The following is a 23442-nucleotide window of genomic DNA, read 5'->3' as shown; positions in this document are numbered from 1 at the left end:
GAGGCGTGGTTATGACTGCACAGACTGAATCACCTCAAACCGCAACACCTGTGGATCGCGATGAGCTCGCCCATGAGCTGGAGCAGCTTTCCGAGCTTGCAACCCTGGTTTTATCGGCGCGGGATGCCCTATCGGATGACATCGTCTCCCGTGTCGCTTCCGCATTGAGTGAAGGCATCACCCTGCTCGACAGGCTTACTCGCAATGAGGGGCTGATGCGTTTGCTGCAGGTGCTGGACACACCTGAGAGCCAGCATCTGCTGCATGGTCTGTCCACGGCCCTGAGTAAAATGAGCCGTGATATAGCCACCTCTCCCCCGGCCAAGGGTGGTGTGGTGGATCTTGTGAAACTGGCCATGGAGCCTGGCACCCAGGAAGGGCTTAGATCCCTGTCCCTATTGGGTAAGTATTGGAGTGACAGTATGCGCGATCTTCACCGGACCGGTGGAAACTGATCAATAATCAAATTCAATGGCTGCATCTCTTTGTACATGATGTTCAGAGGCTTTTTGGTGGCAAAGGTGAGAATGCGGGTGCGGGAGGGATAGACCAGGTGGCTGCATAGAAACATATGCATCTCCTCTCCCTGCATTAGAAACTCCTTAAATCGAAAGATATTTTTTTTGTCCACATCATCCTTGAGTGAATGTTCATATTGGTTCAGCATCACGCTGTGGTCGGTCAGCTTCAGTTGTGGAATCTCATCGTGATGTCCCAGCAACTCATGCTGTGCCTGTTTGCGCAGGTTGGGGGAGAGTATCAAGCCGATCCGGTCTTCTCCGAAAAGCCAACTGATATCCCGCTCTTCATCATAGTCAGCATTGTGTTCACCAAAGGCAAGGCACCAGCCCCTATAGTAGGCGTTGTAACGTTTGACGATCCGTGAATCATTCATGATTTGATCAGAGCTATAATCGTGCTGTGCAATGCCAACTGGCTGTGATGCAAAAAAAGATAATCAATAACAGTGCGTTATCAATAGCTGGCCTTTGTTGTTGGTTTGATATGGCCAGCCCTGTTTAGGGTATTGGGTTGATCTTCATACTACTTAAAACAGACATTGCACACAAATCCCTGTAATGGAATTGGGTTCGTTGCAGCTTAAAACACCAGGTTCATCACCAGCATCATCACACACAGAAATAACAGTGTCATGATGCCGCCTGCGCGCATGAAGTCAGACACACGATATCCAGCCGGTCCCATGATCAGTGCATTCACCTGGTGGGTGGGAATGAGAAAGGAGTTGGAGGTGGCGATGGCCACCGTGAGCGCGAACAGGGCAGGATTGGCATTCGCGCCGATGGCGATATTCACTGCCAAGGGCACCAACAGCACCGTTGCGCCCACATTGGACATGACCAGGGTGAAGAATGTGGCGAGCACCGCGACCGATAACTGTATGACCCAGATCGGCATGTCTCCCACCACCCAGAGTACCTGCTCTGCGATCCATTTTGCGGTACCGGTAGTCTCCACGGCGAGACCGAGGGGTATCAGGGAGGCGAGCAGAAATACTGTCTTCCAACTGACCGCCTCATACGCCTCTTCAATATTCAGAACCCCGGATAGCACCATTCCCATGGCGCCGGTGAGAAGGGCGACCGACAGGCGGATGTCGGTAAACAGCACCATGGAGAGTGCAATGGCAAAAAACAGCATGGCCCAACCCACTTTGTGTGGTCGCAGCTCCTCATGGGGATATTCAGTGGTGACGACCACAAAATTTTTGTCTTTTTCAATCCTCGGGAGAACGTCCCAGGGGGTATGCACCACCAGCGTATCACCGGCCATGAAGGGGATGTTGCGGATATCCTCACCCTCGCGCATGGTCTCACCATTGCGATGCAGACCGATCATGGCAAGGCCATAGGTTTTTCGCATCCAGACGTCGCGTGCGCTCTTACCGATGAGTGAGGAGCTCGGCGGAATCACCACCTCGGCAATACCGGCCTTGTTGGCGGAGAGGTCATTGGAGAAGGTACGCAGCATCGGGCGCTTTTTCAGCTTGAAGACATCGATGAAATCGGTCAGGGAGTCGGGGTCGGCGACTATGCCCAGCACCATGCCCGCCTCCAGGTCCACATCCCGGGCCAAGGCGCCCGGGCCGATCCGGTTAGCCTCGCCGGAGAGCTTGGATGCAATGACCCGCACCCGGTAGGCGGTTTCGATATCATCCAGCTGCTTGCCGATCAGGCCGCTGTTGTCGGTGACGATCACCTCTGACAGGCTATAGCGCAGACCGTACACATCCTGGAAATACTGCATGGGATCGGTACCGCTGGTGCTGCTTTCACTCTTGGTTTTCGGCAGCACGAAGCGTCCGGCAAGTACGAAGTAGATGATCCCGCAGGCAATCAGGGCGATGCCGATGGGAGTCACCGAGAAGAGTCCCCAGGTCTCCATCTGCTGATCGGCGGGCAGTGCCTTGTTGGAGGTGAGAATCAGGTCGTTGAGCAGGATCAGCGGGCTGGAGCCAACCATGGTCATGGTGCCGCCTAGTATCGCGGTGAAGCCCATGGGCATCAGCAGGCGTGACATGGGCAGTCCTGAGCGGGCGGAGATACGCGATACCACAGGTAGGAATAGCGCGGCCGCTCCCACATTCTGCATGAACGAAGAGATGAAACCCACGCTGGCGGAGATGATGGGAATGATTCTGTTCTCCGTGGTCCCTCCGATCTTGAGGATAAATGAGGCCACGCCGTTCATGATGCCGGTCCTGTCGAGACCGGCACCGATGATCATCACTGCAATGATGGAGATGACGGCATTGGATGAGAAGCCGTCGAACAGATGTTTGTTATCCACCAGGCCCTGATTGAGGCCCATCACTGGAGCTAGCAGGGATGAGAGACCGAGCAGCACCATGATGCTGGCAGCCGCAACATCCACCCCGACCACCTCGAAGGCAAACAGGTAGATGGTGAGCATCAGGATGGCCCCAACCCAGGCGATCTCGATAGTGGGAGAGATAAACGCCAGCAGCAGGGCGCCGATGAGGAAAACGATGCTTGCGATGAGTTGTTTGCGTGACTGGGGCTGGTCTTGGTCGGGTGTCGATTGCTGATCGTTCGGTGGGGTCATTATGTTACTGCTTTTATCTGTTAATGGTTGTTGCGGTGCTGCACAAACAGCAGCCACCGGAGTTGGATCCGGACCAAAAGTGCAATAATGCACATTCCGATATGGAATTACATTCGGGCTAAAATGGAGCGGTATCTTGCGATTGTGGCCGATAGATAGCCGGGAAAGTCGTGTATCCTGCCGGACCTCTTGGGTGTTTTCAAATAAATAATAATGTCTTAATATTCCTTTATGGAATATTCTAGTCTACCTGACCTAAAACATCTGGCGACCCTGAGGGCGGTTGTCGAACAGGGTGGTGTGTCTGAGGCCGCGCGCCTGCTGCATATTGGCCAGCCGGCGGTGACCAAACGGTTGCGCGCCCTGGATAGCTGTTATGCGGTAAGTTTGATGCAGCGTCAGGGACGCAGTCTCGAACTGACGCCTGCGGGGCAGAGGGTGTATGCCTATGCGCGCCTGGTGCTCGATCATCAGGCCTCACTGTTGGATGACCTGGAGAATCTGCGCTCGGGGCGTAACAAGCTGCGTCTCGAAGTGACATTTGTTATCGGTGAGCGTCTGTTGCCGAGCCTGTTGCTGCGTTTCTCGGAAAATTATCCTGAGTATGAGATCGAGAGTCGCATGGGTTACAGCCGGCATATTCAGCGTCGTCTGGCGACGGGGCTTTCCGATCTGGCGCTGCTGGAGCAAGCGCCGGATCACCCGGAAATACTGGTGCAGAAATGGCTCGACGATGAGTTGGTACTGGTATGTGGCAAAGGGCATCCACTCTGGGCCAGTGGATTGTTGCCAGTGACCGAGTTGGGACGTCTGCGTTATGTACTGCGCGAGCCCCAGTCCTCGATGCGAATCACTCTGGACAAGGCGCTTAAGGACATCGGCATCGAACGGCTGCCCGTTACCATGGAGGTGGGATCGACGGATACCATCGTGGAGATGCTGCAACATGGCGGTCATGTCAGCTTCCTGCCGCGTTTTGCCGTAGACGACGCCCTGCAGGCCGGCAGTCTGTATCACATAAAGATTCAGGGTCTGCGAATCAATCGTACCCTGTGGATTGCACGAACCCGCTCCAATCTGAAGAGCGCCGCCGCTGAGGCGTTTATCCAACTGTTGCGTGATGGTTTATGAAATCGGTACCACTGGGTGCTTTATGCATAGTTCAATAAGGTATCAGTCAAATCTTGGTTTGCTTTATTAGAATGTTGTAAATATCAGAACTATCGCGTAGTGACATTTTGTCATTTAACTATGACCATTTGTCATTATTTGTCCCTATTTTCCCGCAATTATCAGCCGCCGATTTTTTTCACTGAAATATTTGATCTCTAAAAATTTCCCAACTAACCTTCAACTGTGCACTCACCAGATTCCGGCTGTATAACGGAGATACTTGTGAGTGATCAAACATCTTCTACGCCAATTCGACTCGCCCATAAGCCTTGGTAGCTGCTTTTTACTGAGGAGGTGATCACTCGTACAGACAATAATTAAAACGTCTGTGTTTTGCCGGGTTAGAAGTCAGACCAAGTTAATCAATAAAATTACTATGCCTTAATTTTTTTTAAAGTTGGGAAGGAGAACAATATGCTCAGGTCCCTTTTGATCGATGCGGAAAAATGTACCGGATGCGTACAATGCGAATTGGCGTGTTCCTATGAAAATGAGGGGGTATTCAACCCCGCTAAATCGCGAATCAGGGTTTTTACGTTTCACCATGAAGGGCGTTTTGTTCCCTATACATGTACCCAATGCGCAGAAGCCTGGTGTATGCAGGCCTGTCCTGTCGATGCCATCACACTGGATGCCGACTCAGGTGCAAAGGTAATCAATGACTCGGTGTGCGTTGGTTGCAAGGTGTGCACCATTGCCTGTCCCTTTGGCACGGTCAACTACAGCAGTGATAACGGAAAGGTTATCAAATGTGATCTCTGTGGCGGAGATCCGGCCTGTGCCAAGGCCTGTCCGACGGCTGCGATCACCTATGTGGACGCGGATCAGACGGGATTTGAAAAGATGCGTGCCTGGGCGGGTAGAACCGACGCCGGCAGCGCTGCAAGCGCATAATCTGGAGGTAAATAGCTATGTCATGGGCTGGAAAAATTCTTCGCGTCAACCTGACTCAAGGTACCTGCACCACCGAGGCACTCAATCGACAATGGGCACAGGAGTATCTTGGGCAACGGGGTTTGGCAAGTAAATATCTGGTCGAGGAGATCGATCCGCAAGTCGATCCCCTGAGTCCCGAAAACAAGATGATAATGACCACTGGACCCTTGACCGGGACCATGGCTGCAACCAGCGGCCGCTACTCGGTGGTTACCAAGGGGCCACTCACCAATTGTATAGCCTGTTCCAATTCCGGGGGATTCATCGGTGCCGAAATGCGCTTCGCCGGATGGGATATGATCATATTTGAAGGTAAATCCCCAAAGCCGGTCTATCTCTATATCGTCAACGACAAAGTGGAGCTGCTCTCCGCCGAAGAGATCTGGGGCACCAGTGTCTGGCACACTGATGAGTGGCTGCATGCCAAGCACCAGGACCCGATGCTGCGTATTGCCGCTGTTGGGCGTTCGGCGGAAGCGGGCTGTCTCTATGCGGCTGTAGTGAATGATCTGCACCGGGCGGCGGGCAGGTCCGGTGTCGGCACCGTCATGGCTTCCAAGAATCTCAAGGCAGTGGCGATCCGCGGCACCAATGGGGTCGGCAATGTCAAGGATTTTGGAAAATTCATGCAGGCGGTCAATGATGGCAAAAAGGTGCTTGCCGATAATGCGGTCACCGGACAGGGACTGCCCACCTATGGTACCCAGGTGTTGATGAACGTGATCAATGAGATGGGCGCCTTGCCGACCCGTAACATGAAGGAAGTACAGTTCGAGGGGGCTGACAAGGTCTCAGGTGAGGCTATGCATGAGAATAGAGCCTCCGATGGCAAACCCAACCTGACCACCAATGCCGGCTGCTTCGGTTGCACCATCGCCTGTGGAAGGATCTCCACCATCGACAGGGGGCATTTCTCCATTGAGAACAAGCCCGAGTACTGGGGCAATTCCGGTGGCCTGGAATATGAAGCGGCCTGGGCCATGGGACCGGATACCGGTGTCGATGACCTGGATGCATTGACCTATGTTAACTTCCTCTGCAACGAGGACGGTTTCGATCCGATCTCCTTCGGTGCCACCCTCGCTGCCGCCATCGAACTCTACAAGATCGGTGCCATTACCACCGAACAAACCGGTGGCAAGGAGCTGGACTTCGGTTCTGCGGAGGCACTGGTCTGGGGTGCCGAGACGCTGGTTTCAGGCGAGGGCTTCGGCAAGGACCTTGGGCTGGGGTCGAAACGTCTGTGTGAAAAGTACGGACACCCGGAACTCTCCATGACGGTCAAGGGACAGGAGTTCCCCGCCTATGATCCACGGGGCATACAGGGGATGGGGCTTGCCTATGCCACCTCGAATCGTGGCGCCTGCCATTTGCGGGGTTATACCGTGGCTTCTGAAGTCCTTGGCATTCCGGAGAAGACCGATCCACTGGAGACCGAGGGTAAGGCCGGACTGGTAAAGGCATTTCAGGATGCCACCGCCGCGGTGGATTCCAGTGGTCTGTGTCTGTTCACCACCTTTGCCTGGTCGTTGGAGGATATCGCACCCCAGGTGGATGCAGCCTGTGAAGGCGACTGGAGTGCGGAGCGCCTGGCGGAATTGGGTGAACGGGTATGGAACATGGAACGGGACTTCAATCTGCGTGCCGGTCTGACCGCTGCGGATGACACCCTGCCGCAACGTTTACTCAAAGAGGCGGCGAAAACCGGACCTGCTGAGGGGCGTGTCAATGACCTGGACAAGATGCTGCCCGAGTATTATGAACTACGCGGCTGGTCCGCGGACGGTGCACTCACCGATGAAACCCGCCAACGGCTCGGCCTGACCTGATACAGGGAGAGATGTCAGATGCACTATATCGTAATCGGTGCCGGGCCAGCAGGCGTTACCGCCTGTGAAACCCTACGCAGTGAGGACCCCACCGGTCAGATTACTCTGATCGGTGAGGAGCCTGAGCCTCCCTATTCCCGGATGGCCATCCCCTACCTGTTGGTAGAACAGATAGATGAATCGGGTACCTATCTGCGTAAGACCGAGGGTCACTACCAGCAGAACAGCATCGAACATATCAGGATGCCGGTGACCGAGGTGAATCCGCAACAGCATCGGGTCACCCTGTCCGATGGAAGCAGCCTGGAATATGATCGTCTGTTGATCGCTACCGGCGCGACGCCGTTGAAGCCGCCAATCCCAGGCATAGAGTTGGACGGAATCCACAACTGTTGGACCCTGGAGGATGCCCGGGCCATCGTCGCCCGTGCCAAACCGGGATCGCCGGTGGTACTGATCGGGGCCGGATTCATCGGTTGCATCATCCTCGAATCCCTGGTGGAGCGGGACGTGAAACTCACCGTCGTGGAGAAGGGTGACCGGATGGTTCCGCGTATGATGGATAACGTTGCCGGCAATCTGTTGAAGAGCTGGTGTGAAAACAGGGGCGTAAGAATCCTCACCAGCAGCGGCGTAGTGGGCTTTACCAAGATGGGTAATGGTGTGAGCGTCAACCTGGATAGTGGTGAAAGCCTCTCAGCAGAGCTGGTGATCACCGCCATGGGTGTGCGCGCGAATATCGACTTCCTGGCCGGTTCAGGGATTGAGACCGATCAGGGTATCCTGGTGAACGAACATCTGCAGTCCAACTGGAAAGATGTCTTTGCTGCCGGGGATGTGGCCCAGGGGCGGGATTTCTCCACCGGTGCCGATACGGTACAGGCGATTCAACCCACCTCGGTGGAACATGGTCGCATTGCCGCAATCAACATGGTCAAGGCGGATTCGATAACCCATCACGGCAGCCTCAATATGAATGTCCTGGATACCCTGGGCCTGATTTCGAGCTCATTCGGTCAGTGGATGGGGATTGAGGGTGGTGAGCAGGCAACCCTTTTGGATGAGAGTGAGTTTCGCTATATGCAGCTGCAATTCAACGGAGACTATCTGATCGGTGCCAGTACCCTCGGGCATACCCAGCATATCGGTGTGCTCAGGGGGTTGATACGCAGTCGCGTCCCCCTGGGTGAGTGGAAGGATCGATTGATGAAGGATCCAACCCGGTTGATGGAGGCTTATCTGGGATCCGTGCAGGGTGTAAGTTGAGTCGATGTCCGAAGTAACAGTCGAGTTCAAACTCTATGCTTCATTAATGGACTATCTACCAGCGGGCGCACTCAATCATGCCGTCAAGGTGAAGCTGTCTGAAGGTGCAACCGTGTTTGATGTAATGGATCGCTACCAGGTCCCTCGCGAACAGGCCCACCTGGTTGTGTGCAACGGCGTGTTCATGCCTCCCTCTCAGCGCCAGACCTATCAGTTGCAGGATGGGGATGTGATCGCTCTCTGGCCGCCGGTTGCCGGCGGCTAGATGGCGCACGCCAGTTACGTCGCACCCTTGAGTCGCCTCGCCACGCACAGGGCTTAAATGATGCAGTCTAGCGCCAGCCGGACAATGACGATTTCCCACGCAGAGTTTTTACGCAGTTTGTTGCCACTCACGCGGTACTACCAGATCGAGATTGATGAAACCGAAACAGAAGTGGCTATCTTCCATCAGACATTCAGGGCTGGTTTACAATTGCATATGAACAATCCACTGAAGATTGGTTCACTCAGCATGCCGTCGTTACAGGTCGAGTTTCAGTTTAAAAATTCTGATAGAGATGAAGTCGCAAGGTTTTGGTCGAGATTTGATCTCTGCTTCAGGCGTGGAGGAGGGTGAAGATATCCTTGCAGGAGAGTGTCCGGGTATAAACTGATTTCTCTACTGCTGTTAGAATAGGGCTACTAATAAAAAAAGGAGGATAAATAATGATAAGAGAACAACAACGTTTTAGATTGTCAGGCGCCTTACTCGCCATCCTACTGATCCCATGCCTTGTTCTTGCCAAGGATAAGCCTTATGCCGGTGTTGTCGTTTTCGGTGACAGCCTGTCAGATCCGGGTAATGCATTTTTTCTGTCCGGCATCAATCTCAAACCCCCCTATGAGACCCTCGATGATTTTTTAATACCCGATGCACCCTATGCGCGAGGCGGCAACCACTTCAGCAATGGTGCCACATGGGTTGAGCAGTTGGGAAAAAAGCTCGACCTGGGTGACAGTGTAAAGCCCGCCTTCAAGGGAGAGAATGGGGACGCATTGAAACGAACCAACTACGCTGTCGGCGGTGCGCGCGCGCGGGATGACGGTATCAATATCAATCTGAATGCCCAGTTAGGCGCTTTTTTCAGCGATTCCCAGGGTGTGGCAACGATGGATGCGCTGTATGTAATAGCCCTGGGAGGCAACGACGTTAGGGATGCTGTTGCCGCCTTTTCCATTGATCCCACGGGTCAGGCCAGTAATGATATTTTACAGGATGCGTTGATGTCTCTGGCCGATTCAATAATCGCTCTGCATGGTGCCGGCGCGACAAAGCTGTTGATTGTCAACTCCCCCGATATCTCCCTGACCCCTGCAATTCAACGACTCGACCTGCTATTTCCCGGGTCTGCTCTGGGAGCGGCCATGGCGTCGCACCAGTTCAATATGAATCTGCTCGCATTGCAAGAAGAGCTGAGTATCGCCTTTCCCGGGATGGAGATTGCGCAACTGGATGTCTTTCAGATCCTGCATGATATCCAGACCGACCCCGCTGGGTTTGGTCTGAAAAATGTAATGGACGCCTGCGTGATGCCGAATCAACCCCCTTACGCCTGTAAAAAGCCGAAGAGATATCTGTTTTGGGACGGCATTCATCCAACCCGGGCCGGACACCGGATTTTTGCTCGGGAGGCTATGCAGATTCTCAACCTGGGTGATGTGGAAGATCCAGAGCCCTCCAAGGATCATGAGGATGAAGATAGGAGTGATAAGCGCCGCAAATGAAGAGCGATCATCTGAACAGGTCAGCGCATTTCCAGCATCTGTAACGTGTTGAAAATCGTATCAGGCGCGCAGACAGGTGTGGACAGGGCCGCATTGGATGCGGCAATGGCATGTGGCATCGAGGTGGGTGGATGGTGCCCTCAAGGCCGCCTGGCTGAAGATGGTGTCATTCCCGATCGCTATCCGGTAACCGAGTTGGCCGATGCAGGATACAGTGAACGAACCCTGCAAAATGTCATCGATAGTGACGCTACACTGATCATCTATTTTGGTTATATCTCAGGCGGTACGGAGCAGACCCTCAGCTACTGTATTGCAGAAGAGAGACCCTACCTATTGATCGATGCCGAGGAGCTGAGTAGGCAGCGAGCAGGGGAAAGAGTCAGGAGATTCATCACTGACAAAGGGATAAACGTATTGAATGTTGCGGGACCGCGGGCGAGTGGGGAGACTCGGGCATATGACTATACAAGAGCGGTTATCGCATCGCTGTCGTAGCATGCCCCTGACTGTAATTGCTCCAAGGATGAAGTGATCAACATGGATTAGATATGGACAAGAAAAACGCATTGATTACCGGTAACAGCAGTGGTCTTGGTTTAGGGCTTAGTGAAGTGCTGCTGGCCCATGGCTACAAGGTATTCGGCTGTAGCCGGCGGGGCTGTGACCTGGCGGGTGATGTGGTGGATTTACGCTGTGATCTTAGCCGATTTGACACCATTGGGGAGAAGCTGGAGCAACTGCTGCAAGGGGTTGGGGCGTTGCAACTGGTGGTGCTCAATGCCGGTATCCTGGGTGAGATCAAACATATCAGCAAGACCTCATTGGATGAGCTGCAACAGATCATGGATATCAATCTCTGGTCGAACAAGATCATCCTGGATTGGTTGCTCCAGTCGGGTATCAGAATCGATCAGATCCTGCTGCTCTCATCGGGTGCTGCCGTGTTGGGCAACAAGGGGTGGGCCGGTTATGCCCTGTCGAAGTGTGCCCTGAACATGCTCGGACGTCTCTATGCCCACGAATTTCAGGCTACCCACATCGCTTCCATCGCCCCCGGCCTGATCGAATCGAGCATGATGGACTATTTGTGTACCCAAGCGGACAGCACCGAGTTTCCCGCATTGCAACGGCTGCAGCAGGCAAGAAAGGATGGTGTCGTTCTCTCGCCGGTTGAGGGGGCTGAACGGATCCTGGAAACCTTGCCGCGCCTGAAAGAGTTTGAAAGCGGCAGCTATATCGATCTCAGGCAGATTCTGGCCCCGGATGAGTATCAGGCACTGATCGAGGCGAGAAACAGGCCATGACACTGCCGCCGGTGTTGCGCGAGATGTTGCTCCTGCTATCGCTGATCCTGCTACTGTTTCTGGCAGTCACCCTATACCTCTATCTGAACCAGACTAATCTGATTCATTTGCCAGATCTACCATCCAGGCGTGTGGCTGCTACGCCGCACCAGGTGGGATTGGCTTTTGAGTCGGTTAACCTGATGACTGAGGATAATGTAAAACTGCATGGCTGGTTCCTGCCCCATGAACAGCCACGGGGGACCTTGCTCTTCTTTCACGGCAATGCCGGCAATATATCCCATCGCTTGGAGTCACTGGCCCTTTTCAGTGAATTAGGCCTGGCTGTATTTATTTTTGATTACCGCGGTTATGGCAAGAGTGAAGGAAGACCGTCCGAGAAGGGGATTTACCGGGATGCAGAGGCGGCATGGCGCTACCTGACAGAGACAAAGGGAGTGCAGGAGGGAGAGATCCTGCTTTTCGGTCGCTCGTTCGGTGGAGCGGTTGCTGCTTATATGGCTGAGAAAAAATCGCCCATGGGTCTGGTGTTGGAATCCACTTTCACCTCCGTGCCCGACATGGCGGCCGAGCTCTATCCCTGGCTGCCCGTGCGTTGGTTGGCGAAATACCAGTACAATACAATGCAGCGTATAGTGACCATCAACAGTCCGGTAATGGTCATTCATAGTCGTAATGATGAGATTATTCCTTTCCACCATGGCCGACTCCTTTTTGAGAGAGCCAATGACCCGAGACGTTTTGTTGAGCTGAGCGGGGACCATAACAATGGTTTCATGCAGGAGCTTGATCGATACAGGGATCACTGGGATGATTTTATTCGCTTTGCCAACAAAGAGCAGATCTGATGACAGCACTTCCAATACGCAAGACCAAGATAGTGGCCACCATCGGTCCCGCTTCCGATTCGGTCGATACCCTAGAAGAGATGATCGTGGCGGGAATGAGTGTTGCCCGGCTGAATCTCTCCCACGGGAGTTATGCAGAGCACAGTCAGCGTATCCAACGTATCCGTCAGGCGTCTGAAAATCTGCACATACCGGTTGCGATCATGATCGACACCCGGGGTGTGGAGATCCGCACCGGTAAGATATCCCAGGGGAGTATTGAACTGACCTCGGGTGATAGCTTTTCCATCTTCACCGATGGTCGTAGCGGTGACCAGCAAGGGGTTTCAGTGACCTACCAGCGCCTGCACCAGGAGGTGAATCCCGGGGATGTGATCCTGCTTGATGATGGGGCGCTGGAGCTGACGGTACAATCGATCCTTGACCGGGAGGTTCGTTGCAAGGTCGTCTTGGGTGGCGTGTTGAAGGAAAACAAGGGAGTCAATCTGCCGAATACCCAGCTCTCCATGACAGTGGTGGAGCCGGAGCATCGCGATGACGTACTGCAGGAACTCTCGTTTGCGGCGGAAAACGATGTCGACTATATCGCGGCGTCATTTATTCAGGATGCCGATGAGGTAAACCGGATGCGGGAAATCCTCATTGGAAAAAAGGTCGATATCCCGATTATTGCCAAGATCGAAAATCGTGCCGGTATCAATAACCTCGAATCTATCGTTGCGGCGGCGGATGGGATTATGGTGGCGCGGGGCGATATGGGTGTGGAACTGCCCATGGCGGATGTGCCAAGCATGCAGAAGAAGATCATCCGTATTACGGTGAGTAATGGCAAACCTGTGATCACCGCGACCCAGATGCTGGCCTCAATGGAGCACAATCCAAAGCCGACACGTGCCGAGGCGAGTGATGTAGCGAATGCCATTCTGGATGGCTCCTCTGCGGTTATGCTGTCGGGTGAGTCGGCCATGGGTGACTATCCGGTGGAAGCGGTCAAAACCATGGACATGTTGGCGATCCGTACCGAGGCTTCACTGCGGGAATACGGTTATCTGCAGCATATCATTCCTCACCCCTCCAACGTGGTCACCGAGGCGGTCAGCCACTCAACGGTCGACATGGCCAGTCAACTGAAGGCGGCTGCGATCATCAGCCTCACCGAATCGGGCTTTACCTCCAGGCTGATCTCCAAGCATCGGCCGGAGTGTCCCATTCTCGCCATTACACAGTCGCCCAGGGTGACCAGGCGGTTGTGCATGAACTGGGGGGTGATACCTGTTCTCTACGACGAGGAGAGTACGGATGAAGCAAAGATCGCTTATGGAATAGCGCAGGCACGAAAACGCGGATTACTGGATGGTGGCGATATCGCCATTGCCACCAGCGGGCATAGTCAGATGACCGGGGGTACCGACCTGATTCGGGTGATGACCGTGGAGTGACCTCAAAAGATTCTATATTTTGGCTGGACTTGATCATCCTGCCAGATATCGTCCGGACTGACATATTCATCCCGTAGACTGAAAGGTACACCAACGCTGTTGAAACAGTCGTAGACTAATTCAGAGCAGATATATTTCCGATCCTGGGTACGGCGGCTGATCTTGAACAGAATACGCACCCCTATCCGCAGAATCTCAAAATTGTCATAGGGTTTGGTGAGTTCGTCCATGCCGTAGCTGATAGCCTGGTTGAGCCTCTCTTCATCCACGGGCGGATTCACGTTTGCAATCACGATATGGCCTTTATAGGGACGGTTCTTGCCATGGTAGTCGCGAAGATACTTGGATAGCGGGGCCAATCGCACCCCGATAAAAGTCTCACTCTCCAATACGAAGATCCTTTGTAACGTCGGATCCCTGTAGATCATGCCCACATGGCTCCACACTGAATGGGTGAACTTTTGCACAGCTTGCGAGAAGAAATAGGAACCGGAACAGAACACCAGGTCACCAGTCTGTAAATCCTGTCGCATGTCATCATATGGCTGCACCGGCAGTTGCTCGATCTCTTTCTTTGTAAGTGGGATTGCCATAGCGCTCACCTGAAACCTAGTAAAAATCCTATAGATCTTACTATCGTATTAAAAACTATGCATCAACAGTGTCGCTATGCCGGTTGCTGCAACTGTCAGGCATATCTTCTTCAAACACATAGTCATATTCTCGTTAGCCATATGCTTCAGAAGCAGAATTCTAGTAAATCCAGAGAGCCAACATAGACGGGCTTGGTTGCGTGACTATGCATTTTTACTGTCGTTATTAAGAAGATTCAGGGTGGGAGCCTTGACCCAATTCCGGCTAGGTGTAGAAGTACGGACTTAATCTGACATTTTGGAATTTTAATTTTGATGCCATCTGACAGTCGTATCTTCCTCGCAAGAAAAAACGGACATAATAAGTTTTCAGCCTAGACGCCTGCTACGCGACCATACCGGTCATTGGGTGCATCTGTACTGATCGACTGATCCTGACTCTTAGCCGCCAATTACCGATTCTGGGAAACAGGCAGTTTTTGGTTGATTTGAGACACTAGAGTATGCTGATATTTGAGGAGTCCCTGATTCCGTCAGAGGCCCCTGAGACTATTTGATTTGTGTTGTTGCAGATTCTGTCTCCCCTCTATTGTCTCTCCATGTCAGCTCCAGGATATCCCCCTTTTCACCACCTTCAAGTTCAAACTGTAGAAAAGGGTTTTTCGAGACGGAGATTCCAAACTCAGTCGTAACCTTCAACTCCCCATTATGCCGGCATGCAACTTCCTGAATATAATGGGCGGGCATTGCCTTTCCGGTCTTCTTGTCTTTTCTCAATCCTGTCTCCATGGGGTGTAGCATCAAGGATCTGACAGTGGTCACACCGTTTTTGAGCTTTGCACGAAGTTTAATGGTTTTCCTGTTCATCTTGATTACCTCTTGATAGGTTGAGTGGTGTTGAGCGTGATTAATGCTCATGTGCTACGCACAGCCACTGGCGGTCACCTTTACAGTGCGCCGTGCCATAAACAGTCTCCCATTTGATTTGATCACAGCGATGACGTCTGCCGTTTTACCCATCTTGATGCGTATTCCGACCTTCGATCGAATACCGGGACCGGGATGAATGATGCTACACAACGGCCTTGGATTCTTTTCTGCAAGCACGGCGATGGATTCCACATTGGGCAAGGTAGTTGCAACATTTATCGGGACTGTGGATCCATCTGCAGCAACATCAGGCGCATCAATATGGATAGCATCGGATATCTCCGTAATAGCGCTACCAAGACCGTTCATCAGAGCATCTTCAACCTTCTTGGAACTAAATGCCTTCTGATCCCAAATGGCAAATACACGCTGCGGGATCAATAAACCTGCAGCAGTGGCAGTACCAATCAATCCCGCGCTTAATGAGACCTTTAGAAATAACCTGCGTTGTATTTTCTGTGTCATTGTTTCAACTCCTCATATTCTATTGACCAGAGCGCCTCTGGTTAACTCACTACTTCTCGAGATTAAACAGCTGTATTGCCTTATCCCGCCTCCAGCGCTGCAGTTGGGCATCCTTCTCATAACCCTTCTCGAGTACCAGCTGGAGTGTTCCCTCCATGCGAAAACGCTGGGTTTCTGAATCCAAGCGCAGGACTTCTCGGCCCGTATCGTCAAAAAAGACCATTGACGGGCTGTATGCCAGGTCGAGCCGGGCATACCATTCCGACGGAGTAGTGCGTTCACCTTTCGGGCTTATGAGGCGTGTCGTGCTGTCCGAGGCATTGAGCTGGACTGTCTCAAACTCATGCATGAGACGCCGAATCGACAGGTCTGCAAGTACCCTTCGATGGAAGCGTTCACAGGCACCGCAATTGGGGCGTTCGAATAGCACCAACAGTGGCTGTTTCGCAGCTCGGGTGTGTCGATCAAGCTGGTAGGGTGGTTTGGAAAAGAGCACCGGATCGCTGATGATCCCGCTCGTCGTTTCCGATAATGTGTTGACCGTTTTGACAAGATAGTCACGCAAAGGCTCACGTAGATAATGCGCTCCCTCCAGATAGTCCAACACCTCGCGGAATTTTACCGGCGGATAGTAACCCACGATCTTCAGTTGTTGCGCTCCATTCGCGCCATAGAAGATCATGCTTGGCGTATAGGCGGCCTTGTTGGCACTTACAAACTCCTTTACGCGGAAGCTGCGGCCTGCGGGATCGGTCATCTCGCTGTCGTCGAAGATCTCTAGTCCAACCACATTAAAGGAGCGCTCCACGCGCTGGCGAATGTCAGGTAGGCTCAGGACATTCTGGATAAACGCCTTACAGTAGCTGCAGCGACGCGTGCTGACGAAAAGCATCAACCCTAGTTTACCCTTCCCAACTGCTTCTTTAAGCTCCTCATCGAGTTCCAGGAAGGTCGTTTTGAACCAATGTGGAAACTGCACATCAACAAAAACCTCTTCAGCGAATTCAGTGCCGCTTGTCTTTGGCTCAGCCTTAACCTGAGTCGCAAGTTTCCGCTCCAGCATCCTTCGCAGTTCTCTGTGATTACTGCGTTGCGACCAATCCACTACAGAATTGCCCTGATAGTCCTTGAGGTCCATACGGGCTTGTGCTTCCAATAGCAGCTCGACTATATCCCGTCGTCCGAGGCCTGCTGCCTGCATGAGGGCAGTTACACCGCCCGCATTGCGTGTGTCCATATCGGCCCCAGCATGGATCAGCAATCGTGTGATGCCTACCGGTTTTTCCATAGCAAGGTGCAGTGGCGTCCTGCCCAGTCGATCCCCGATATTAGGAGATGCCCCTGCCGCAAGCAGCACTGATGTTTTATCTGTATCTCCTATCTCGATAGCGAACATCAAGGCAGTCCAGCCGTTCTGATCCTGGGCATCCAGCGATCCTTCAGCTGCAATTGCCCTTTTTAGAATCGTGACATCCTCTGATTGAACAGCATCATGCAGTGGTAGCGAATGGGTAGTGGCTCCAGTCGGCAATAGGATGGCAAGCAGACCGGCCGCCACGACCTCTCTGATCCGTCTCAAAAAGATAGCTTTGTGTGGGAGTTCAGCCATTGCTGTCTACTTCTTGGGAGCATGTGACGGATCGACGAATTGGGCTGCCGTAGGACCGGTACCGGTTATCTGTACCACCGTCTCACTGTCTGGGGTGGCAATGAAATGGGGTACCCCGGCCGGTTCGGTATAAAAGCTGCCTGCGGGCAAAGCTGTCATCTTCTCGGGATCGTACTTTTCTCCCCATCCGATGTACCAGGTTCCCGAGATCACCGTATAGGTTCGGTCATCCGGATGACTGTGGGGCTGGACGATACGGCCCTTGGGGAATCTGACCCGGTAGACGAATGGTCCCGGTTTCTTGCCGTGGCCGATGATATGGGCGACCCCTAAACCGGTCACGCGGGGATTGTCTTTCCACTTGAGGTCTTCGAGTGTCATCATCATGCCGCTTGTTTGTTCACTTTCGGCAAAGACCGCGCCAGACGTAGCCAGATACATCGCGCACAAGTTAATGATAAGGGCGGTAGTTTTCATTTCATTCTCCTGTTTGTTATCACTGAATGAGCTGTCCCACACAAAGTGTGGCGCTGTCATCAAGAGGAATAGTGCTAGTATTGAAAAAAGTCCCAACGGAAATCCGTTGGTTATCCGTTATTTTTATAATATCCATTAAATACATTAAGTTAAGTCTGGCTATGCCAAGGGCTGAGTCTACTTTGCAAGGATTGAATCCTGGTGGAATCCCTCCCACAACTGAGTGAAGCGAGAAGCTTCAGGATCTGCGGTTTTCACGTTGAACCATCGGCATTGCGGGTGAGTGGTGATGGTCGGGTGGTTCGTTTGGAACCCAAGACCATGCAGGTCCTGGTCTACCTTGCCTCCAAGGGAGGGCGTGTCATCAGCCGAGCGGAACTCGAACAGCATATCTGGGAGGGGCGTATGGTAGGTGAGGATGCGTTGACCAACACCATCTCGAAGCTACGTCGGACCTTTGCGGACAATGCACGTGATCCGAGGGTCATCGAAACCCTGCCGAAGACCGGTTATCGTCTGATGGCCGAGGTGGAGTGGTTCGGACAGCAGCCGAAGGCGTCTCAAGCTGGAGAGAAGAGGGCGGACAGACCATTCTCCCGGTCCAGTCGCCAATGGATCGGGGCTGTGCTATTCCTGGCACTGTTCGCTGGAGCGATGGCTTGGATGCTGCTACAGCAAGATGCAACCCTTGAGCCGGAGATCGCACTTAGGGGCACTGGACCCGGGGAGCGACCCACCGTTGCCATCCTTCCGTTCGACAACCTGGGAGGGGAAGCAGATCAGGACTATTTTGCAAACGGCCTAACATCGAACCTAATCACAGATCTCTCCAAGGTTTCGGGGCTGCAGGTGATAGCACCGGGTTCGGTCTTTTCCTATCGCGACACCACCTCCGGAACCCAGCAGATCTCCCGAGAGCTGAATACAGATTATGTGGTGCGGGGCAGCGTGCAACGCCAATCCGAGCGTGTCAGGATCAATGCACAGCTGTTTGAGGCAGACAGTGAACAAGCACTATGGGCGGAGCGTTATGAGGGTGGGATAAGCGATGTCTTTAGACTACAAGATCAGGTAGCAACCGCAGTGATTGCAGCACTGAGTGTTGAATTGTCACCTGGTGAGCAGAATATTTTCAGCCGCTATCCCACCGAGAGTGTGGAAGCCTATGACTTATTTCTGAGAGGCCTGGAAGCCTATGGCCACCGTACCCCGGACAGTAATAGATCCGCCCGGGAATATTTTGCACAGGCGCTTGAAATAGATCCGGATTTTGGCCGTGCTATAGCCGGACTTGCACTGGTCCACTCACGAGAGGCCATCGATGGGTGGAGCGAAAAGCCATCTGACTCAATGTCTCTGGCCGTGAAGTACGCAGAAAAAGCGGCGCTAAGTAATCCCACGATTCCACAGATACATTTTGTGACAGGTCAGGTTGCGCTTTTCAGGGGAGAGCACAGGAAGGCCATCGCGGCTACACAGCGGGCGATCGACTATAGTCCGAATTATGCCGATGCATATGCATTGCAGGCCTGGATCATGAATTATGCGGGTCAGCCTAATGAGGCCTTTACTGTTCTGCAGACGGCGATACGGCTCAATCCGGTTATTCCTGCATCCTATGCTGAGATTCTTGGCGAGATCCGATATCTACAGGGACGCCATGGAGAGGCCATCGCAGCGTTCAATAGGGCCTTGCAAATCAATCCAGCACACATGCGTGCCCGCATGTGGCTCATCGCAGTCCTTGCCCAAAGCGGAAATACGGATGAGATGGAGTGGCAGGTCGCGGAATTGGAGGTCTCGAATCCGGGCTTTTCAATGGCACGCCTGGACTATGCCTTTCCCTTCCGTGATCCATTAATCAGGGAAGGACTTGTTGAAAATCTCCAGCAAGCAAGTTTGGCGGAATAGAAACATGTTTGGAGATGAGGTGTAAAAAAATATTGCTTTTACAACTTGCAAATGTCAGTTTAGGATCGCTAAAAATAGACTGCTGCATGACTAATTGTACACCAGAATTCAAGTCTGTTTTTGGTTAGTAATGTAAGTCATTAAACATAATTCAGATGACGCCTTCAGGCACTGATCAGTCTTTGATGTTCTGACCCGCAACTGTCCGCTTGTGGCCGTTCCCTGCCGGTGCAACAGGCTTTGTATTAGGTCTACTTTGGGGTAGTAAACCTTGGGCAGCCTTACTCCACTGTCAGATAACATCGGAACCGATCTTAACAGATGCCAGATCAAGTCTAGATTTCTACAGCTAGGATTGATCCATGTGTGGCGGGTCTGAGAGCAGAGGATATAGGCCGAGACAAAAACCCGCCAGCACGGAGGCATGCTGACGGGCGCAGAGAGGGGTTAACTCATATTGCCGGCGACAAAGTCCCAGTTCACCACCTTCCAGAAGGCCTCCAGATAGGCGGGTCGCGCATTGCGGTAGTCGATATAGTAGGCATGCTCCCACACGTCGGCGGTGAGCAGGGCCTTTTTACCCGAGGTCATCGGCGAGCCCGCATTCGAGGTGTTGAAGATCTCCAGACTGCCGTCATCATTCTGTACCAGCCAGGTCCAGCCGGAACCGAAGTTGGTTGCGCCGGCGGTGGCGAACTGCTTTTTGAACTCATCAAAGGAGCCGAAGGTGGAGTTGATGGCATCCGCCAGTGCGCCGCTGGGGGCGTTGGCATCGTTGGGACTGCGCAGGCAGTTCCAGTAGAAGGTGTGATTCCAGATCTGTGCAGCGTTGTTGAATACACCGCCTGATGATTTCATGATGATATCTTCCAGGGAGGCATTCTCGAACTCTGTACCGGGGATCAGATTGTTGAGATTGGTCACATAGGTGTTGTGGTGCTTTCCGTGATGAAACTCCAATGTCTCTTTCGATATAACAGGTTCCAGTGCGTCGATTGCATAGGGCAGTGCGGGTAGTTCATGGGCCATGGAATGGTACTCCTTCGTTTGATATGAATTCTTGTTGTGATCCTCGTGATAGAGAGATCCGATCAATAACCTAGTAGAATGGTCAGCTATTCTAGCGGTGCAATAGCCGGGTTGCAACAGGGGGTGTTGTGGGGGAAATAGTACCACTGCTACTGAGTTTGAGTAGCAGGATTTTGGGCCATCGAATCTCGGCACCTGAGGGTTGTCTTTCTCCGACGCCCCGACAGCACTTCCCTGTGCCCAAAGGAAGTGCCCTTGGGGTATGCTGGTGGGGCTTGCGCGGCATCTCTGCCGGTTCTACGAAAGATAACTGTCTGGCGCCTACCATAAGGTGTATGTTTTGGATTGGGATATATCTTCAGGGATGTTCTGTACGAGATATTTTTAATAATCTATCAGCTAATTGGATTAGTGTTAACAGGCCCTAGATGAGACAAGTATGAACCCGGTCGAGCTCAGTATCTTCGCCTCGCGCCTGGAGGCGGTCTGCGATGAGATGGGAGCGGTGTTGCGTAACGCCGCCTTCTCCCCCAACATTCGTGACCGGCTCGATTTCTCCTGTGCGGTGTTCGACGCCCAGGGCGAGCTATGCGCCCAGGCCGCCCATATCCCGGTCCATCTCGGCAGCATGGCCTATGCCATGGCGGACATCGTCGCCAAGGTGGAGTGGCGCGAGGGGGACATGGTGGTATTAAACGATCCTTTTTTGGGGGGGACTCATCTGCCCGATGTCACGCTTATCGCGCCGCTCTTCTGGGAGGGCCGGCTGACGGCCTTTCTGGTCAACCGTGCGCATCATGCCGATATCGGTGCCAGTTCGCCGGGTTCTATGCCGGTATCGCACTCCCTCGATCAGGAGGGGCGTGTGATACCGCCGGGTAGACTGGTCAGAGGTGGAGCTATCGATAGGGATTTTCTCACCGCGATCACCCGGGATAATCGCAATCCAGGAGAATCAGAAGGTGATTTCGCGGCCCAGGTCAGTGCCAATAGAAGCGGTCTGAAGCGACTCGCCCAGTTGATTGATGAATGGGGCAGGGATGCCTTTCTGTCCGGCCTGGGTGAGCTCAATGCCTATGCAGAGCGTCTGGCGCGGGGGGCGTTGCAACAGATACCTCCCGGAGAGTATCGCTTCAAGGATTTCATGGACGATGATGGTCAGGGGAATCGTGATATCCCCATTCAGGTCAGACTGGTTGTGAAAGCGGAAGCTATCCTGGTCGATTTCAGTGGCACCGCCGATCAGGTTGGGGGGAATATCAATGCCCCCTTATCGGTGGCCGCTGCTGCTGTCTACTATGTGTTTCGCTGTTTGATGCCACCCCAGACACCGGCTTGCGCAGGCAGCTTCCGAGCCATTCAGTTGCGGGTTCCTGCGGGTTGTCTGTTGAATGCCAAACGCCCAGCCGCCGTTGCGGCGGGCAATGTGGAGACCAGCACCCGGGTGGTGGATGTGGTGCTCGGGGCTCTGGCCCAGGTGTTGCCGGATGAGATACCTGCGGCAAGTCACGGCAGTATGAATAATCTGGCCATGGGTAGTGTCAGTGGCAATCTTCGCTGGGACTATTACGAAACCATAGGCGGTGGCATGGGGGCGGGAAAGAAAGGTGGTGGGTTAGATGGCGTACAGACCCATATGACCAACACCCTGAACACCCCAATCGAGGTGATTGAGGCACGTTTCCCTGTCCGGGTGATCAATTACAACATACGTCGGGGTTCCGGGGGCGCGGGGGCCAGGCAGGGAGGTGATGGCCTGGTCCGACGTTTCAGTTTCCTTGCGCCAACCCAGGTCACCCTGTTGACCGAGAGGCGGAATCATCCCCCCTGGGGATCTGCCGGTGGTCAGCCCGGTCAGGCAGGGATCAACCGCCATAATGAAAAACTCCTCCCGGCCAAGGTCGCTGTGATGGTCGAGGCGGGGGACACTATAACCATCGAGACCCCCGGCGGGGGTGGTTGGGGTGTCGCCGGGAAGTGACTATCTCACTTAGGGCCTATCGGATTAGTGTTAACAGGCCCTAATACCCATATTAGAGTGAGGAGAATGCGCCACCCCTGCTGGGCTAGTATCTGGAGGGGGATACAGATTTTTTCGAGGTTAGGCAATGGCTGGTTGCAATTGCGGCAATGACATAAAGTTTGATGGGGTTTCGCTAAGCTACAAGCGGATCCTCTGGCTGGTTATCGCCATCAATGCCATGATGTTCATTGTCGAGATTGGTGCCAGCGTGGTGTCGAATTCCATGGCCCTGCGTGCCGATGCACTCGATTTTCTCGGCGATTCCCTGACCTATGCAATCACCCTGCTTGCGATTGGTCACTCCATGCGTTGGCGGGCCGCCGCGGCGATGTTCAAGGGAGTGACCCTGGTTTGTATGGGGCTCTGGGTGCTGGGATCGACCGTCTACCGGGTGCTGGTGCTTGGTGTTCCCAATGAGATCATCATGGGTTCGGTGGCACTGATGGCCTTCAGTGCCAATATGATCAGCGTATTGTTGCTGCTCAAGTATCGTGACGGTGATGCCAATGTGCGTTCGGTATGGCTGTGCAGTCGTAACGATGCAATTGGAAACCTAGCGGTATTGGGGGCGGCCGGCTTGGTATTTATCAGCCAAAGCCATTGGCCCGATCTCCTGGTGGCATTCCTGATGTCGCTGCTGTTCCTGCATTCGGCCAGCCTGATCATCCGTCAGGCGCGGCATGAGTTAAATCACGATCAGGCTACGCTGCCTACTCAACAGACATGTTCCACAGTGGATAGGGATTAACAGTC

Annotated in this window: 22 protein-coding genes; 14 read left to right on the top strand and 8 right to left on the bottom strand. The window is 53.3% G+C overall.

Annotated features, from left to right (window positions below):
- The first annotated feature begins 11 nt into the window (after window positions 1-11).
- Window positions 12-455: a hypothetical protein gene (locus tag R2K28_RS18205; RefSeq protein ID WP_316366706.1), complete on the top strand. Its 444-nt coding sequence runs from the start codon at window positions 12-14 to the stop codon at window positions 453-455.
- Here the strand turns inward: R2K28_RS18205 and R2K28_RS18200 are convergent.
- Entirely contained in the window at window positions 434-895 is a 462-nt protein-coding gene (locus R2K28_RS18200; protein WP_316366704.1) for a hypothetical protein, read from the bottom strand. The two genes, R2K28_RS18205 and R2K28_RS18200, sit on opposite strands and share 22 nt — an antisense overlap.
- Before the next feature lie 206 nt (window positions 896-1101).
- On the bottom strand, window positions 1102-3087 hold the full coding sequence (locus R2K28_RS18195; RefSeq protein ID WP_316366702.1) for an SLC13 family permease: 1986 nt from the start codon (window positions 3085-3087) through the stop codon (window positions 1102-1104).
- 231 nt (window positions 3088-3318) lie between these two features.
- On the opposite strand from R2K28_RS18195, the gene R2K28_RS18190 reads away from it, so the two are divergent.
- The 10 genes from R2K28_RS18190 to pyk all read left to right on the top strand — a co-directional run bounded on the left by R2K28_RS18190 (window position 3319) and on the right by pyk (window position 13652).
- On the top strand, window positions 3319-4218 hold the full coding sequence (locus R2K28_RS18190) for a LysR family transcriptional regulator (RefSeq protein WP_316366699.1): 900 nt from the start codon (window positions 3319-3321) through the stop codon (window positions 4216-4218).
- Between the two features lie 456 nt (window positions 4219-4674).
- The gene (locus R2K28_RS18185; protein ID WP_316366698.1) at window positions 4675-5154 is read left to right on the top strand and encodes a 4Fe-4S dicluster domain-containing protein; all 480 of its coding nucleotides are present in this window, start codon (window positions 4675-4677) and stop codon (window positions 5152-5154) included.
- 17 nt (window positions 5155-5171) lie between these two features.
- Window positions 5172-7025, top strand: a complete 1854-nt coding sequence (locus R2K28_RS18180) for an aldehyde ferredoxin oxidoreductase family protein (RefSeq protein WP_316366696.1) — start codon at window positions 5172-5174, stop codon at window positions 7023-7025.
- 18 nt (window positions 7026-7043) lie between these two features.
- Complete coding sequence (locus R2K28_RS18175; protein WP_316366693.1) at window positions 7044-8291, top strand: NAD(P)/FAD-dependent oxidoreductase; 1248 nt, start codon at window positions 7044-7046, stop codon at window positions 8289-8291.
- 4 nt (window positions 8292-8295) lie between these two features.
- Entirely contained in the window at window positions 8296-8556 is a 261-nt protein-coding gene (gene thiS, locus R2K28_RS18170; protein WP_316366691.1) for a sulfur carrier protein ThiS, read from the top strand.
- A gap of 443 nt (window positions 8557-8999) precedes the next feature.
- Window positions 9000-10058: an SGNH/GDSL hydrolase family protein gene (locus R2K28_RS18165; protein ID WP_316366689.1), complete on the top strand. Its 1059-nt coding sequence runs from the start codon at window positions 9000-9002 to the stop codon at window positions 10056-10058.
- Window positions 10059-10103: 45 nt separating this feature from the next.
- On the top strand, window positions 10104-10556 hold the full coding sequence (locus R2K28_RS18160) for a putative molybdenum carrier protein (protein ID WP_316366687.1): 453 nt from the start codon (window positions 10104-10106) through the stop codon (window positions 10554-10556).
- A 53-nt stretch (window positions 10557-10609) separates the two neighbouring features.
- Window positions 10610-11365, top strand: coding sequence for an SDR family NAD(P)-dependent oxidoreductase (locus R2K28_RS18155; protein WP_316366686.1), 756 nt, complete (start codon window positions 10610-10612; stop codon window positions 11363-11365).
- Window positions 11362-12213: an alpha/beta hydrolase gene (locus R2K28_RS18150; RefSeq protein WP_316366685.1), complete on the top strand. Its 852-nt coding sequence runs from the start codon at window positions 11362-11364 to the stop codon at window positions 12211-12213. Before R2K28_RS18155 ends, R2K28_RS18150 begins: the two co-directional genes overlap by 4 nt.
- Window positions 12213-13652 (top strand): pyruvate kinase, encoded by a 1440-nt coding sequence (gene pyk, locus R2K28_RS18145; RefSeq protein WP_316366684.1) that lies wholly within the window; start codon window positions 12213-12215, stop codon window positions 13650-13652. The genes R2K28_RS18150 and pyk overlap by 1 nt, the downstream gene beginning before the upstream one ends.
- A 2-nt stretch (window positions 13653-13654) precedes the next feature.
- Here pyk and R2K28_RS18140 read toward each other — a convergent pair whose 3' ends face one another.
- From R2K28_RS18140 to R2K28_RS18120, 5 genes are all read right to left on the bottom strand, one after another.
- Window positions 13655-14245, bottom strand: coding sequence for a YiiX/YebB-like N1pC/P60 family cysteine hydrolase (locus tag R2K28_RS18140; RefSeq protein WP_316366682.1), 591 nt, complete (start codon window positions 14243-14245; stop codon window positions 13655-13657).
- Window positions 14246-14794: 549 nt separating this feature from the next.
- The gene (gene soxZ / locus R2K28_RS18135; protein WP_316366681.1) at window positions 14795-15112 is read right to left on the bottom strand and encodes a thiosulfate oxidation carrier complex protein SoxZ; all 318 of its coding nucleotides are present in this window, start codon (window positions 15110-15112) and stop codon (window positions 14795-14797) included.
- A 54-nt stretch (window positions 15113-15166) separates the two neighbouring features.
- Window positions 15167-15640, bottom strand: coding sequence for a thiosulfate oxidation carrier protein SoxY (gene soxY, locus R2K28_RS18130; protein ID WP_316366679.1), 474 nt, complete (start codon window positions 15638-15640; stop codon window positions 15167-15169).
- 49 nt (window positions 15641-15689) lie between these two features.
- The gene (locus R2K28_RS18125) at window positions 15690-17249 is read right to left on the bottom strand and encodes a thioredoxin fold domain-containing protein (RefSeq protein ID WP_316366677.1); all 1560 of its coding nucleotides are present in this window, start codon (window positions 17247-17249) and stop codon (window positions 15690-15692) included.
- Window positions 17250-17255: 6 nt separating this feature from the next.
- The gene (locus tag R2K28_RS18120; protein ID WP_316366675.1) at window positions 17256-17726 is read right to left on the bottom strand and encodes a cupin domain-containing protein; all 471 of its coding nucleotides are present in this window, start codon (window positions 17724-17726) and stop codon (window positions 17256-17258) included.
- Between the two features lie 201 nt (window positions 17727-17927).
- On the opposite strand from R2K28_RS18120, the gene R2K28_RS18115 reads away from it, so the two are divergent.
- Window positions 17928-19637, top strand: coding sequence for a winged helix-turn-helix domain-containing protein (locus tag R2K28_RS18115; RefSeq protein WP_316366673.1), 1710 nt, complete (start codon window positions 17928-17930; stop codon window positions 19635-19637).
- Between the two features lie 447 nt (window positions 19638-20084).
- Here R2K28_RS18115 and R2K28_RS18110 read toward each other — a convergent pair whose 3' ends face one another.
- Window positions 20085-20666: a superoxide dismutase gene (locus R2K28_RS18110; RefSeq protein ID WP_316366671.1), complete on the bottom strand. Its 582-nt coding sequence runs from the start codon at window positions 20664-20666 to the stop codon at window positions 20085-20087.
- Window positions 20667-21105: 439 nt separating this feature from the next.
- On the opposite strand from R2K28_RS18110, the gene R2K28_RS18105 reads away from it, so the two are divergent.
- Both R2K28_RS18105 and R2K28_RS18100 read left to right on the top strand, forming a co-directional pair.
- Window positions 21106-22647 (top strand): hydantoinase B/oxoprolinase family protein, encoded by a 1542-nt coding sequence (locus R2K28_RS18105; protein ID WP_316366669.1) that lies wholly within the window; start codon window positions 21106-21108, stop codon window positions 22645-22647.
- 127 nt (window positions 22648-22774) lie between these two features.
- Window positions 22775-23437, top strand: coding sequence for a cation transporter (locus tag R2K28_RS18100; RefSeq protein ID WP_316366668.1), 663 nt, complete (start codon window positions 22775-22777; stop codon window positions 23435-23437).
- Window positions 23438-23442 lie beyond the last annotated feature (5 nt).

Origin of the sequence: Candidatus Thiodiazotropha sp. CDECU1 (assembly GCF_963455295.1) — a bacterium.
Classification (GTDB): domain Bacteria; phylum Pseudomonadota; class Gammaproteobacteria; order Chromatiales; family Chromatiaceae; genus Thiodiazotropha.
Note: the sequence above shows the minus strand (reverse complement) of the source record. Positions and strands in the feature narration are given on the sequence as shown.

What these genes read in the sequence shown, in the direction of transcription:
- R2K28_RS18165 (WP_316366689.1), top strand. Translation starts at nt 9,000, where the DNA reads ATGATAAGAGAACAACAACGTTTTAGATTGTCAGGCGCCTTACTCGCC.
- R2K28_RS18140 (WP_316366682.1), bottom strand. Translation starts at nt 14,245, where the DNA reads ATGGCAATCCCACTTACAAAGAAAGAGATCGAGCAACTGCCGGTGCAG.
- R2K28_RS18205 (WP_316366706.1), top strand. Translation starts at nt 12, where the DNA reads ATGACTGCACAGACTGAATCACCTCAAACCGCAACACCTGTGGATCGC.
- R2K28_RS18195 (WP_316366702.1), bottom strand. Translation starts at nt 3,087, where the DNA reads ATGACCCCACCGAACGATCAGCAATCGACACCCGACCAAGACCAGCCC.
- R2K28_RS18180 (WP_316366696.1), top strand. Translation starts at nt 5,172, where the DNA reads ATGTCATGGGCTGGAAAAATTCTTCGCGTCAACCTGACTCAAGGTACC.
- R2K28_RS18120 (WP_316366675.1), bottom strand. Translation starts at nt 17,726, where the DNA reads ATGAAAACTACCGCCCTTATCATTAACTTGTGCGCGATGTATCTGGCT.
- R2K28_RS18105 (WP_316366669.1), top strand. Translation starts at nt 21,106, where the DNA reads ATGAACCCGGTCGAGCTCAGTATCTTCGCCTCGCGCCTGGAGGCGGTC.
- thiS (WP_316366691.1), top strand. Translation starts at nt 8,296, where the DNA reads ATGTCCGAAGTAACAGTCGAGTTCAAACTCTATGCTTCATTAATGGAC.
- R2K28_RS18125 (WP_316366677.1), bottom strand. Translation starts at nt 17,249, where the DNA reads ATGGCTGAACTCCCACACAAAGCTATCTTTTTGAGACGGATCAGAGAG.
- R2K28_RS18175 (WP_316366693.1), top strand. Translation starts at nt 7,044, where the DNA reads ATGCACTATATCGTAATCGGTGCCGGGCCAGCAGGCGTTACCGCCTGT.
- soxZ (WP_316366681.1), bottom strand. Translation starts at nt 15,112, where the DNA reads ATGAACAGGAAAACCATTAAACTTCGTGCAAAGCTCAAAAACGGTGTG.
- R2K28_RS18185 (WP_316366698.1), top strand. Translation starts at nt 4,675, where the DNA reads ATGCTCAGGTCCCTTTTGATCGATGCGGAAAAATGTACCGGATGCGTA.
- R2K28_RS18155 (WP_316366686.1), top strand. Translation starts at nt 10,610, where the DNA reads ATGGACAAGAAAAACGCATTGATTACCGGTAACAGCAGTGGTCTTGGT.
- R2K28_RS18110 (WP_316366671.1), bottom strand. Translation starts at nt 20,666, where the DNA reads ATGGCCCATGAACTACCCGCACTGCCCTATGCAATCGACGCACTGGAA.
- R2K28_RS18150 (WP_316366685.1), top strand. Translation starts at nt 11,362, where the DNA reads ATGACACTGCCGCCGGTGTTGCGCGAGATGTTGCTCCTGCTATCGCTG.
- pyk (WP_316366684.1), top strand. Translation starts at nt 12,213, where the DNA reads ATGACAGCACTTCCAATACGCAAGACCAAGATAGTGGCCACCATCGGT.
- soxY (WP_316366679.1), bottom strand. Translation starts at nt 15,640, where the DNA reads ATGACACAGAAAATACAACGCAGGTTATTTCTAAAGGTCTCATTAAGC.
- R2K28_RS18190 (WP_316366699.1), top strand. Translation starts at nt 3,319, where the DNA reads ATGGAATATTCTAGTCTACCTGACCTAAAACATCTGGCGACCCTGAGG.
- R2K28_RS18100 (WP_316366668.1), top strand. Translation starts at nt 22,775, where the DNA reads ATGGCTGGTTGCAATTGCGGCAATGACATAAAGTTTGATGGGGTTTCG.
- R2K28_RS18200 (WP_316366704.1), bottom strand. Translation starts at nt 895, where the DNA reads ATGAATGATTCACGGATCGTCAAACGTTACAACGCCTACTATAGGGGC.